The organism is Pseudomonas brassicacearum (genome assembly GCF_918698105.1).
In the GTDB taxonomy this organism is placed as follows: domain Bacteria; phylum Pseudomonadota; class Gammaproteobacteria; order Pseudomonadales; family Pseudomonadaceae; genus Aquipseudomonas; species Aquipseudomonas brassicacearum_F.
Genome location: NZ_CAKKMI010000012.1, coordinates 1 through 12714, shown reverse-complemented (window position 1 = coordinate 12714; position 12714 = coordinate 1). Strand labels below are relative to the sequence as shown.

Here is a 12714-nt window from a genome sequence, read left to right as displayed (position 1 = left end):
AAAGCGTCCTGCGTAAAAAGGGGCAACGGTGATGGCGGGGCGACGGGACGAGCCGCTCACAGGTCGGCCTCGTCCAGTTCGGCCATCAGCGCTTGCATTTCGTCATCGGAAAGGCCCGAGGCGCTGAACTCGGTGCTCTCGGCCTGCGGCTCGGCGGCGCTCGGCGCCAGCGGTTGTGCGACCTCGGCCATGGCCGCGAGGGTCTGGCGTTCGAAGACTTGTTTGGCCGAGAGCGCGATGCCTTGCTCGTGGGCCTGGGCCACCACTTGCAGGCTCAGGATCGAGTCGCCGCCGATGGCGAAAAAGTTGTCGGTGACGCTCACCGTCGAGAGCTTCAAGACCTTGGCGACGATCGCTTGCAGGGCGGTTTCCATGGCGTTGCGCGGCGCCACGTGGGCGCTTTCGTCGAACTGGTCCGGGTCGGGCAATTGGCGGGTGTCGAGCTTGCCGTTGGGCGTGCGCGGAAAGCTCGCCAGGGTCAGCACCAAGGCCGGCACCATGTACGACGGCAGGCGCTCGCCGAGGAAACGCTTGATCGCCTCGGAGTCCGGTGCGTAGCCGTGGGCAGCGAGGATGTAGGCGAGCAGGCGCTTGCCGGCGGCGTGTTCCTGGACGATCACCGCGGCTTCGCGCACGTCGCTGTGGCTGCACAACTGGCGTTCGATTTCACCCAGCTCGATGCGGTAGCCGCGCACCTTGACCTGATGGTCCTTGCGCCCCAGGAACGCCAGGCGCCCGTCGGCCAACCAGCACGCCAGGTCGCCCGTACGGTAGGCGCGAGTGCCGTCGGCCAGGGTGACGAAGGCCTTGGCGGTTTCTTCGGGTTTGTGGCGATAGCCGCGGGCCAGGGTCGGGCCGGCGAGGACGATTTCCCCTGGCTCGCCAATGCCGCAGGCGCTGTCGAATTCGTTCAGCAGGCGCAGGTCCATGCCGGCGATGGGGCGGCCAATGCTGACGTTGCGATTTGGCTCCAACACTTCATAGGTGGCCCAGACCGTGGCTTCAGTGGGACCGTATTCGTTCACCAGCCGGGCGTGGGGCAGGGTCTTGCTGTGTTGCGCGATCAGCGATGGCGGGCAGGCTTCACCGGCGACGATCCAGCAGGCGAGGCTGTCGGTGCCTGCGCTGCGCTGCAATTGATCGAGCAGGGCCTGGTACAGCGACGGCAGCGACAGGCCGTGGCTGACCTGATGCTGGGCAATCAGTTGCGCCAGGCGGGACATTTCCAGCTCTTCCCCTGGGGCGGGCAAGACCAGGCGTCCGCCTTGGGCCAGGGTCCAGAAAATCCCGGCGACCGAACTGTCAAAGGCAAACGACGACAGCAGCAGGTAGGCGCGCACCGGGGTCTCATAGGCAGCCATGCGCACCTGGGTCGAGAAGCTCAGGGCGCCGTGGCTGATTTCCACGGCCTTCGGCGCACCGGTTGAGCCCGAGGTGTAGATCAAGTAGGCGAGGTCGTTCGCGTCTGGCAACGGTAGCGCCGGCCAATCGCCGAGGTCCGGCGCTGCCAGGTCATCCAGCACGAAGCGTTGCAGGTTGGCCGGCACGCTGTCGGCCAGTTCGCTGCTGACCACGATGTGGGCAATGGCGCTGTCGGCGAGCATGTAGGCGCGGCGGTCGGCTGGGTAGGTCGGGTCGATCGGCACGTAGGCGCCGCCGGCTTTCAAGACGGCGAGCATGGCGACAATGGCCGCGTTGCTGCGGGCGAACAGGATGCCGACGGGTACGCCGGGACCGATGCCGGCGGCGACCAGTCGATGGGCTAGGTGCGTGGCGCAGGCGTCGAGGCGGCTGTAGCTCAGGTCACCGTCCTGGTCGCTGAGGGCAATGGCGTCTGGCTGTTGGCGAACCTGACGGGCAATCAATTCCACCAGCGTCACCGGTTCGATGGCCGGCACGCTCGTGTGGGTGCCGATCAACTGCGATTGCAGCGTTCCACCCAGGGGCAGTTGGGCCCAGGCCCGTTGCGGTTCAGCCAGGGCGCCTTGCAGCAGTTGCAGCCATTGCTCGGCGAGGCAGCCGGCGGCTTCGGCGCTGAGGGCATGGCGGTCGTAGACCAGTTGCGCGTGCAGGCTGGCGGGCAACTGGCGTACGTTCAGGCACGCTTTCAGCGGGTTCATCACCGCGCTGGCCTGGCGTTCCTGGGCATCGCCCGAGCGCCAGGCAAAGGCGTATCCGGCGTTGAGGGTGCCGGTGTAATAGTCTTGCCAGCCGACCGCTTGTTCCAGGGTGCGAGCTACTTGAGTGCTTTGCTCCAGCAGGGTCGCCTGGGCATCCAGTGCGATGCTCACGGGCAGGCACTGCTCGAACAGCCCCAGGGTGTTTTCCAGCTCCGCGCCGCGACTTTCATGGATCAGGGTGAGCGGCACCTGTTGCTGGCCGGCCAGTCGTCCCAGTACCGCAGCCCATGCCGCCAGCAGCAGGTCCGGGGTCAGGGCCGAGTGACGGGCGAGGTCGCTCGGCAGGGTCAGGTCCAGTCGGGTTGGTGCGAACCCGCCATCGAGGGCCACTTCGAGCGGCAGTTGCAAGGTGGCCTGTTCGGTTTCGCCCGAGGGTGTCCAGAAGCTCACGCCCGGATGGTCCGGCGCGTCTTCAACCAGGCTCCAGCGCCATTCGGCGTAGTCGGCGTACTGCAAGGTCTCGGACAGGTCCGTGGCGCTGTCTTGCAGCAGTGCGCCGGCCAGCCATTTCAGGCTGGCGAGGTCGAAATGGCTGCTGGCCGCCGCCAGGTCCAGGACCGCTTGTTCATCGGACAGGCGCACCAGGGTCACGCACAGGGCGGTTGCCCAGTCACGGGGCTGGTCGGCGAGCCGGGCCAGCGCGGCGTCCTGGTCGGCGCGGCTGTGCTGGCGCAGGTCCTGGAGGTTCACCGCCTGCGAGCCGGCTTCGTCGATCACCTGCACCGGGTGGCGCAGGCCGGGTACGGGCACCAGGCACGTGCGCAGGATTTCACTGCCGGCCACCAGGGCTTGCAAGCGGTTGTTCAGTGCAGCGACGTCCAGCGGCTGCGACAGCGACCATTGCAAATGGCAGCTGAACGGGTGCTGCGCCGCGCCGTTGATGTGAGGGTAAACCGATGCCTGTTGCGGCGAAATACGAAAACCTTGAAGTCCGCTCATGTTCATCTCGACTGGAAAAGGGCTTGAGCCTGGATCACCGCACAGGCGCCGGGGCTTGCTGGACACGTGTCAGGCAAGCCGCCTGCGAACGGCGGGTGGACCCGTTGAATGTCAGACGGCAACGTCGCTCGACAGCAGGGCTTCCGCCATGCCGGTCATGATGGCGCGCTTGCCAGTGAAGGGTTCGCGACCGTGCACGGCAAGCATGTTGTCGATGAACAACACGTCCCCCTGTTGCCAACTGAACCGCACCAGCGAATCGAGGTAGGCCGCCCGTAGCGACTCCAGGACCTGCGGTTCGATCGGTTCGCCATCGCCATAAAAGGTGTTGGTGGGCAGGTCGAGGTCGTTGAAGTTGCTTTGCAGCGAATCGCGGATTCGCCCGGGCAGGGTGCTGATGTGGAAGAACGTGGCGTGGTTGAACCAGACCTCTTCGCCGGTGCGCGGGTGGCGCACCACGGCCGGTCCGCGTTGGCGGGTGCGCAGGCGATTGTTGTCTTTCCATTCCACTTCGATGCCGACGCTGGCGCAGTAGGCCTCCACTTCGCGGCGATCTTCGGACTGGAACACGGTCTGCCACGGCAGACCGAAACCGTCGCCGTAGTTGCGCACGTACAGCACGCCTTTTTCCCGGAACCGCGCTTCGATCTGCGGGCTGATCCTGGCCTTCACCGCGCGGGTCGAGCCAATCGGTGTTTCACCACCGGTTTCCGACGGCAGTTGGCAGTAGAAGAACAGCCGCAGCGGGAAGCGCGGCGAGTAGGAGTGCTCGTTGTGGGGGAAAATCATCTGGTCGGCCGGGTAGTCGGTCGAGGTGTAGATGTTGCCGCCGACCCGTGTCCGGGGCGAGGCGCGGAACATGTATTCCAGGGCGCCGGGGGAGAGGGCGGCGATCACTTGGTCGAACTGCTCGACGGACGCGACGTTGAAGCCGCGAAACAGCAAGGCGCCGTACTCCAGCAGTTTCTTTTCCAGCGACGCGCGTTCCCGGGTGGCCCAGGCGATCAGGTCGACGCCACTGACCGCCGGCTCGATCACCAGGGGCAGGGCGTGGTCCGGGCTGAGCAGGCGCTCGGTGACCAACTGTTGTTCCGAGACGTTCATGGCTTTGCGACGCACGGCGCCGAGGGCGCGTGGCGATGGGGGCACGATAGACATAACGGCATCCGACTCGGTTAAAGGGACAAGGAGCGACGTTTGGCTTGCATCATCTGGCTGCGACCGGCCAGCGCCTGTGACTGTTGTCGCTCACGGGCAAAGGCTTGGTCCCAGTTGTCGATGCGCTCGGCCAATGCCGGCAGCGGCTCGTCCAACAGGGTGTGTATCTGTTCCAGCAGGCCCGTCCACAGGTGTTGCAGGCGCAGGGCACGCTGCTGGTCGAAGTATTCGCCGCGATACTTGAGGGTCGCGGCGAGGCCTTCGCTGCCGTGCACGAGGTCGAGCACCAGGTGGAAATCCCCCGGTGCCTGGGCCACGTCCAGCGCGGACAGCTGCGCACCGGCGATGGCGGTCGGGGTCACCCGTGACGGTTGATAGTTGAGCTTGACCTGGAACAGCGGCGAGTGACCGGGGCGACGTTGCGGCGCGAGGGCCGAGACCATCAGGTCGAAAGGCAGGCCTTGATGGGCATAGGCCAGGCGCGCTTCATCGCGAACCCGCTCAAGGAAACCGGCCAGGGTCGGTTCGCCACGCAAGTCGCAACGCAGGGTCAACTGGTTGACGAAGAAACCGATGACGTCGCTGTGCTCGGCCAGTGGCCGGCCACTGACGTCGGTGCCCAACAGGAATTGCTGCTGGCCGCCCAGTTGCTTGAGCACCAATTGGTAACTGGCCAACAACAGCATGAACAAGGTCATGCCTTGCTCGCGGGCCAGTGCTGCCAGCCGTTCGCAGCGGGCCTGGGGCACGTTGAAGTCCAGGCTGTATTCGCCCGGGGCCTGGCCGCTGCCACCCAGCTCCAAGGTTTGCGGCATGCCGGCCAGGTGTGTGCGCCAGAAGTCCTGCTCGGTGGCGATCCGCTGTTCGCTCCAGTACCGGGCTTCCCATTGGGCGAAGTCGAGGTATTGCCCCGGCAGCCCCTCGTCCGTCGAGCCCGCCAGTTCCGCCAGCAGCACTTGCGCCGAATGCCCATCGAAGGCGATGTGGTGCAGGGTCAGCAGCAGGTCATGCTGTTGGTCATGTCGGCTAAGCAACTGCGCTCGCAGCAGCGGGCCGGCCTGCAAATCGACAGGGGTGGCGTGTTCGTGGGCCAGGTGCTTGCTCAGCGCCTGCTGTTGCTGCGCTTCATTCTGTTCACGCAAATCATGATGGATCAGCGCTACCGCCGTGGCCGGCAACACCTGTTGTTGCGGGCCATCGACACCGTCGCGGTACACCGTGCGCAACACGCCATGCCGCTCGACCAGCGTGTTCAAGCGCAAGGCCAGCGTCTCGATGTCCAGCGGCCCTTGCAGGCGCAGATGCAGCACCAGGTTGTGGCGGGTGTCGTCCGGGTTCAGTTGGCGCAGGAACCACAGGCGACGTTGGGCGAACGATTGATGGCCCTGGCTGAGGTTGGCCTCCTCGGTCGAAGCTTCGGCCGTGGGCGCTGGTTCATTCAGGAAACCTTGCAGGGCCAGCGCCCATTGCCCCAGGGTGGTGTCCCCGAACAGGCTTTGAGTATCGAGGCTCCAGCCCAGGTCCTTGTGCAGGCGCGCAGCGAAGTCGGCCACGCCGATGGAGTCCAGGCCCTGGCCGATCAGGCTGCGTTCGAAGTGGGCGGACAGATATGGGTTGACCGTGTGCAGCGTCTGTTCCAGCCATTGGCGGCAGGCGACTTGGGCCTGTTGCGGTGTCTCGGCCACCAGGCGCTTGAACTGGGCAAGGTCAAGGGTCTCGCCGTGCGAGGCAGGCTGCCCACCGCTCTGGGCGATGATGCTCAACGTGCCCGCGGCCAGTTGTTTGCGTGCGCCTTGGCGGGCGATCTTGCCGCTGGTGGTCATCGGGATCGTGCCGGCTTGCACCAGGACAATCTGGTCGATGCCGCAGTCGGCGGCTTCGCGCACGGCGTTTTGCATCGACGCGAACAGCGCCGGATGATGCGCCGGGTCGACGAACTTGCGCTGCGGCTCGGCGACGATCACCAGTTTCTCGCGGCCCAGGGCCGGGTCCATTTCCGAGAAGGCGGCGATGCGTCCAGTGCGGATGCCTGGCTCGGCGTCGGTGATGGCGAATTCGATGTCGTGGGGATAGAGGTTGCGTCCGTTGAGAATCAGCAGGTCCTTGAGTCGTCCGCAGATGACGACCTGACCTTCGTGCATGAAACCCAGGTCGCCGGAGCGCAGGTAATGCTCCGTTGAACCGACAATCCGTGCTTCAAAGGCTTCGCGAGTGGCCTCGGGGTTCTTCCAATAGGACTCGGCGTTGCTCGGGCCCTTGAGCCAGACTTCGCCGATGCGGTCGGCAGCGCAGCGTTCGAAGGTGTGCGGGTCGACGATGGCGATGCCGTGCAAGGCTTGCGGGTAACCGCAGGCGACGAACTCCACGGCGGCGGCATCGGCCGTCGCCAGGGCCACGCGACCGGTCTCCAGCACGGCTTTGTCCAGGCGCAGCACCAGCGGCAGCGCATCGGCCGGCGTGGCGCTGACGCACAGGGTCGCTTCGGCCTGGCCATACCCGGGGCTGATGGCCAACGGGTTCAGGCCACACGCGGCAAAGCGTTGGGCGAAGGCCTCCAGGGTGCCAGGGTGGATCGGTTCGGCGCCGTTGATCGCGTGTTTCCAGGCGCTCAGGTCGAGCTGCGCGATCAGGTTGTCGCTGACCACGCGGTTGCACAGGGCATAGGCGAAGTTGGGGGCGAAACTGGCGGTGGCGCGGTAGCGACTCAACGCCTGCAACCAGGTCGACGGCGCATTGACGAAGGTCTGGGACGCCATCAGGTAGCACGGCATGCCGCTGTAGAGCGGGGCCAGCATGCCGCCGATAAGGCCCATGTCGTGGTACAGCGGCAGCCAGTTGACCATGGCGCCGTGCTCGTCGAACGCGTAGGCCTGGCGCATCAGTTCGACGTTGGCGATCAGGTTGCGTTGACGCACCTCGACGCCTTTTGGCGAACCGGTAGAGCCGGAGGTGTATTGCAGGAAGGCCACGGTCGAACCGTCGACGGCCGGGCGTTGCCACTGGCTGGCCGGTGGCGTGCCCAGGTCCTGGACGGTCAGCACCTCGACGCGTCCCTGCACCAGTTCCAGCAAGCCTTCGCAATAATCTGCCGGTGCAAGAATCAGCGCCGGTTCGGCATCCACCACCACGTTGCGGACGCGATCGAGGTGGCGCGGTTTGCGCGACGGCGGTGGAAACAGCGGCACGGCAATCAGCCCCGCATACAGGCAGGCACAGAAGGCGCGGGCGTAGTCGAGGCTGCTGGGCAGCATCAATAGCACCCGATCACCCTGGGCATAACGCGCTTGCAGCGCGGCCGCCAGGGCTTGGGATTGCTCGTGCAGTTGGGCAAAGGTCAGGGTTTCGCCGATCGCTACGCCGTCCGGCAGAAAATGCAGGGCCGCGCGCTGAGGGAAGTGCTGGGCGTTGGCTTCCAGCACGTCGATCCAGTGTTCGAATGAAAACATGTGCAATTCACGCCATGGCCACGATGACTTTGCGGTCACCGGTAAAAGGATTGCGACCGTGTGCCACCAGTCGGTTGTCGAGCATCAGGATATCGCCGGGCTGCCAGGGAAAACTGATGGCAGTCTCGCGGTAGACCTCGCGCACGGTGTCGAGCATGTCGTCGGTAATCGGCGAGCCGTCGCCGAAATAGACATGGCGCGGCAGGTTCTCTTCACCCACCGCCGCCAGCAGGCTGGCGCGTACGTTTGGTTCGATGGCTGAGACATGGAACAGGTGCGCCTGGTTGAACCAGACCCACTCACCGGTCTCGGGATGCTGCTGCACGGCGGCGCAACGCTGGCGGGTGCGCAGGTCGCCATCGGCTTTCCATTCCCACTCGATGTCGTTGTCCTGGCAGTAGCGTTCGACCTGGGCGCGGTCCTGGGTGTTGAAGACTTTTTCCCAGGGCAGGTCCAGTGCGCCGCTGTAGTTGCGCACGTAGAGCAACTCGCGGCTGGCGAACAGCTCGCGAATCCCGGCAGGCATGCGCTGGTAGATCAGGCGGCTGTCGGCAATCGGGGTCTCGCCACCGGTTTCGCTGGCCTTGATGCAGTGGAACCAGATGTGCGAAGGCCAGGGGCGGGTGTAGGCCTGTTCGTTGTGCAACGGGATGAATTGATGGGCCGGATACTCGGTGGAGCTATAGACCCCGGCGAAGACCTTGCTGCGTGGCGTGGAGCCGAATTCGTAACTGGCCAGCGGTGCACCGAAGCTGGCAGCGAAGCGCTTGAAATCAATGGGCGTGGCGACGGTGAAACCGCGAAACAACACGCCGCCAACGGTGCTCAGGACATGGGCCAGGCTGTCGCGGATCGAGGTGTCCAGGTCGTGGATCGACTGCCCCGGTGTCCCCTGCACCAGCACGGGGAGCGATTGGGCGCTTGCATCCGTGGGCGCCATTGAAAAAAGCTCGGAACGCCCGTTCAGGTGTTCGATGGAGGTCATCCTTGTGCATCCTCTTATAGCGTCTTCGACCAGTCACAAGACCTTGAAAGCAGGGCAGCGGTCAGCGATGTAGGACTCGTCTGTAATATATGTAAGGCAATACAAGACGACATACTAGGTACAAATGAGAGGGATTATCAATACTATTTATTTAATTTTTTTTTTGGATTAGACTCCGCTCCGCTGGCGCCAAACAGCCTTCGGCCAGCTCAAAAAACCTAAAAATATCTGTCGCAGGGGAGCGGGGCGTGAATTTCAAAAAGAACACAATTGCGTTGGCTGTAGGGTCGGCCATCGGCCTGAGCAACGGCGCTTGGGCGGCCGAAGAAGCCGGCAAGATGGAGATCGCTCCAATCACCGTAACCGGTGAAAAGATCGACCGTACCCTCGAAAAGACCCAGTCCAGCGTCGTGGTCGTCACCGACAAGAACCTGCGTGAGCACGGCGACAAGGACCTGGTGGATGTGTTTGCCCGCACGCCCGGCGTTTATACCCAGGCGGGTAATGAAACATGGGGTATCCGGGGGGTGCCGGTTTCCGGTTTTGACGACCAGGGCCCGGCGACCCTCAACGGGGCTGTGTCGGTGTATGTCGACGGTGCGGTGCAGCCAAACCGTGCGCTGACCCTCAGCCCGGTTCCGCTCTGGGATGCCGAGCAGATCGAAGTACTCCTGGGTCCGCAATCCACCACCCAGGGTCGTAACTCCCTGGCTGGCGCGGTGGTTATCCGGACCAAGAACCCAACGTTCGAACCGAGCTTTTCGGCGCAAACCAACGTGGGCAACTACGGCGAGCGCGGGGCAGCCGTGGCGGGCGGTGGCTCGATCGTGGATGACAAGATCGCCGGGCGTATCGCCGTGGACTATGGCGAAGGTGACGGCTACATCCGCAATACCACTCTCAATGAAGATGCCAACCCGCGTCGCACCAGCAACACCCGTGGCAAGTTGCTGATTCTGCCCAATGACGACACCGATGTTCTGCTGACCTACGCCCACAGTGAGCATCGTCAGGGCGACCGCTCGACCATGCGTGTCAACGGCAAGCCGAGCTACTACGACATTTCGTCCAACACCAAGGCCTTCGACAATCTCAAGCAGGACACTCTCAGCGCCAAAGTGGACTACCGCCTGAACGATGCCTGGTCGCTGACGAGCATGACGGCCAATACCAGTACGGACTACAGCAACCGTCTGGACTTTGACCAGACAGCCGTGGACGACCAGGTCGTTTTGCGTAAACAGGATGGCAACCTGTTCAGTCAGGAGCTGCGCTTGAATTACGCGTCCGACACCGTCAAGAGTTTCGTGGGTGCCTATTATGGGCGTAACACCAACGACTTCCATGACCGATTGTTGTTCGATGGCGCGCTGTTCGGCACGGTCAAGGGCGATACCACTATCGAGAACAAGGCGGTGTTCGGTGAAGTCAACTGGACGTTCGCACCGCGCTGGACTTTGATCACCGGCCTGCGTTACGACCACGAGACCAACGACACTGATGTCGAGCAGGATGATTTTTCCGAGCCCGCGAAAGTCAGCAAGTCGTTTGACGCCGTGCTGCCGAAACTCGGTATTGACTATGAGCTGGCCGCGGATCAGTACCTTGGTTTCATGGTGCAGAAGGGCTATCGCGGCGGTGGTGTAAACCTGCGCTCCGGTAGTGGTCACCAAGCCTACGATCCGGAATACACCACGAACTACGAGCTGTCCTACCGCGGTTCGTTCTTCGACAAGACCCTGCGTGCCCGCGCCAACCTGTACTACACCGATTGGAAAGACCAGCAGGTCGGCCTGCGGCAGAGCGGTAGCTCGGTCATTGACATTTACAACGCCGGTCGCAGCGACATCAAGGGCCTGGAAGTTTTCGTAGAGAAAGACATCTCTGAACAATTGACCTTGAACGTCGGTGGCGCCATTACCGATAGCAAATACAAGGACTTTGTCACCGGCACCGGCCAGGACATGAGCGGCGAATCGTTTATCGGATCGCCTAAATACAAGGTGTCCGTGGGTGGTGTGTATCGCTTCGACGACCGCCTGATATTCGGTACTGACGTTATCTACCAGAGCACCGCGCCTTCGGAATATGCGTTCGATGCCAACGGCAAGGTCACCGGCGAGCGTCGCAGCGACAACTACGTGCTGGTGAATTTCAACACCGAGTACAAAGTCACCAAAAATGTCGCGGTGTCTGCCTACGTGAAGAATGCGTTCGACAAGGAATACGTCACCAACAATCGCAGCGACGACATCATCGACGTCGGCGCACCGCGCACGGTGGGGATGATCCTTCGCTACGACATGTAAGCAACGTCATGTAAAACCCACAGGCGCGAGGAGGCAATCTCCCCGCGCCCGCTCTGCAACGTTTCGGATATTTGTTTCCAGGCTGTTCGTTCCCTTCCAAACCCAGCCTCCATGGAGGAAATCATGAGTGCTTTTTCGAATGTCACAGCGGGTGGCGCGCAACAGCTACGCCTGTTGCACACCGGTCTGTCGAGTCCTTACTGCCTCGATTCGACACCACTGCTGGAACGTCAGCAACAGCAGGAATCCAACGCCCGCAGTTACCCGCGACGCATTCCGCTGGTGCTTGAAAGGGCCCATGGCATTTATGTGCAGGACAGCCGGGGGCAAGTGTTCGTCGATTGCCTGGCCGGTGCCGGGACCCTGGCGCTGGGGCACAACCACCCGGTGATCATCGAAGCCATCACCCAGGTCATGGCGGCTGGTGTGCCGATGCATACCCTGGACCTCATGACGCCTGTGAAGGACGCCTTCGTCCAAGAGATTTTCGCTTGCCTGCCCAGCGAGTTCGCTCGCCATGCACGCATCCAGTTCTGCGGCCCGAGTGGGGCCGATGCGGTGGAAGCCGCCCTCAAGTTGACCCGTACCGCGACCGGACGGCATTCGGTCCTGGCGTTCGAAGGGGCCTATCACGGGATGACCCTGGGCACGCTGGCCATCAGCGGCAACCTGTCGCCGAAAAATGCCCTCGGCGCGTTGATGCCAGGCGTGCAGCGCCTGCCGTTCCCCCACGACTATCGTTGCCCGTTCGGGGTGGCCGGCGATCAGGCAGTCACCTTGAACGTGCGCTACCTCGAGCACTTGCTCAACGACCCGGAAAGCGGGGTGACCGCACCGGCGGCGATGATCCTGGAACCGATCCAGGGCGAGGGCGGGGTGATTGCCGCGCCGGACCGCTGGCTGCAGGAACTGCGCCGGTTGACCCAGGCCCACGGCATTCCGCTGATCGTCGACGAGATCCAGTGCGGTATTGCCCGCAGCGGGCGGATGTTCGGCTTCGAGCAATCGGGCATTACGCCGGATGTCATCACCCTGTCCAAAGCAATCGGCGGCGGGTTGCCGCTGTCGGTGATGGTCTACCACGAGTCGCTGGACGTCTGGCAGCCGGGTGCCCACGCCGGCACGTTCCGCGGCAATCAACTGGCGATGGCGGCGGGTACCGCGACCTTGCGTTTTATCCGCGATCAAGGCCTGGTCCAGCACGCTGAAACGGTGGGCGCCCACCTGCAAAAACAATTGCAGGCGCTGCAAAACGAGTTCGCCTGGATCGGCGATGTGCGTGGACGCGGCCTGATGCTCGGCATGGAAATCGTCGACCCGCAAGGCACCCCAGACGTACAGGGCCATCCGCCAGTGGACACGGCCCGGGCCAAGGCGTTCCAGCAGGCTTGCCTGAAGCACGGCTTGATCGTTGAACTGGGCGGACGCCACGGCGCGACGGTACGCTTCCTGCCGCCGCTGATCATCACAGAGCAGGAAATCGATTTCGTCGCAAAAATCCTGTTCCAGGCCGCAAGCACAATCAACGAGCGCCCCGCAGGCTGATCATCCCGGTAACACCAAACCCTGTGGGAGCGGGCTTGCTCGCGAAGGCGGCGGCACATTCAACATCAATGCAAGCTGACCCACCACTATCGCGAGCAAGCTCAGCTCCCACAGGGATTTGTGGCGAACGCCGGCCCCCTGATTACCCCGGC

The 12714-nt window shown here is 63.5% G+C and carries 6 protein-coding genes; 2 read left to right on the top strand and 4 right to left on the bottom strand.

Features of this window, described 5'->3' with window-relative positions; all coding sequences use genetic code 11:
- Positions 1-56: 56 nt before the first annotated feature.
- The 4 genes from LQ215_RS07115 to LQ215_RS07100 all read right to left on the bottom strand — a co-directional run bounded on the left by LQ215_RS07115 (position 57) and on the right by LQ215_RS07100 (position 8708).
- Positions 57-3119: a non-ribosomal peptide synthetase gene (locus tag LQ215_RS07115; protein ID WP_230148338.1), complete on the bottom strand. Its 3063-nt coding sequence runs from the start codon at positions 3117-3119 to the stop codon at positions 57-59.
- A 111-nt stretch (positions 3120-3230) separates the two neighbouring features.
- The gene (locus LQ215_RS07110; RefSeq protein WP_230148336.1) at positions 3231-4277 is read right to left on the bottom strand and encodes a TauD/TfdA family dioxygenase; all 1047 of its coding nucleotides are present in this window, start codon (positions 4275-4277) and stop codon (positions 3231-3233) included.
- 17 nt (positions 4278-4294) lie between these two features.
- Positions 4295-7723, bottom strand: a complete 3429-nt coding sequence (locus LQ215_RS07105) for a condensation domain-containing protein (protein WP_230148334.1) — start codon at positions 7721-7723, stop codon at positions 4295-4297.
- A gap of 7 nt (positions 7724-7730) precedes the next feature.
- Positions 7731-8708 carry a TauD/TfdA family dioxygenase gene (locus LQ215_RS07100; protein WP_230148332.1) on the bottom strand — a complete coding sequence of 326 codons (978 nt, stop codon included), beginning with the start codon at positions 8706-8708 and terminating at the stop codon, positions 7731-7733.
- A 248-nt stretch (positions 8709-8956) separates the two neighbouring features.
- Between LQ215_RS07100 and LQ215_RS07095 the strand changes: the two genes are divergently transcribed.
- The gene (locus tag LQ215_RS07095; RefSeq protein WP_230148330.1) at positions 8957-11017 is read left to right on the top strand and encodes a TonB-dependent receptor; all 2061 of its coding nucleotides are present in this window, start codon (positions 8957-8959) and stop codon (positions 11015-11017) included.
- Between the two features lie 123 nt (positions 11018-11140).
- Complete coding sequence (locus LQ215_RS07090; protein ID WP_230148328.1) at positions 11141-12562, top strand: diaminobutyrate--2-oxoglutarate transaminase; 1422 nt, start codon at positions 11141-11143, stop codon at positions 12560-12562.
- The last annotated feature ends 152 nt before the right edge of the window (positions 12563-12714 follow it).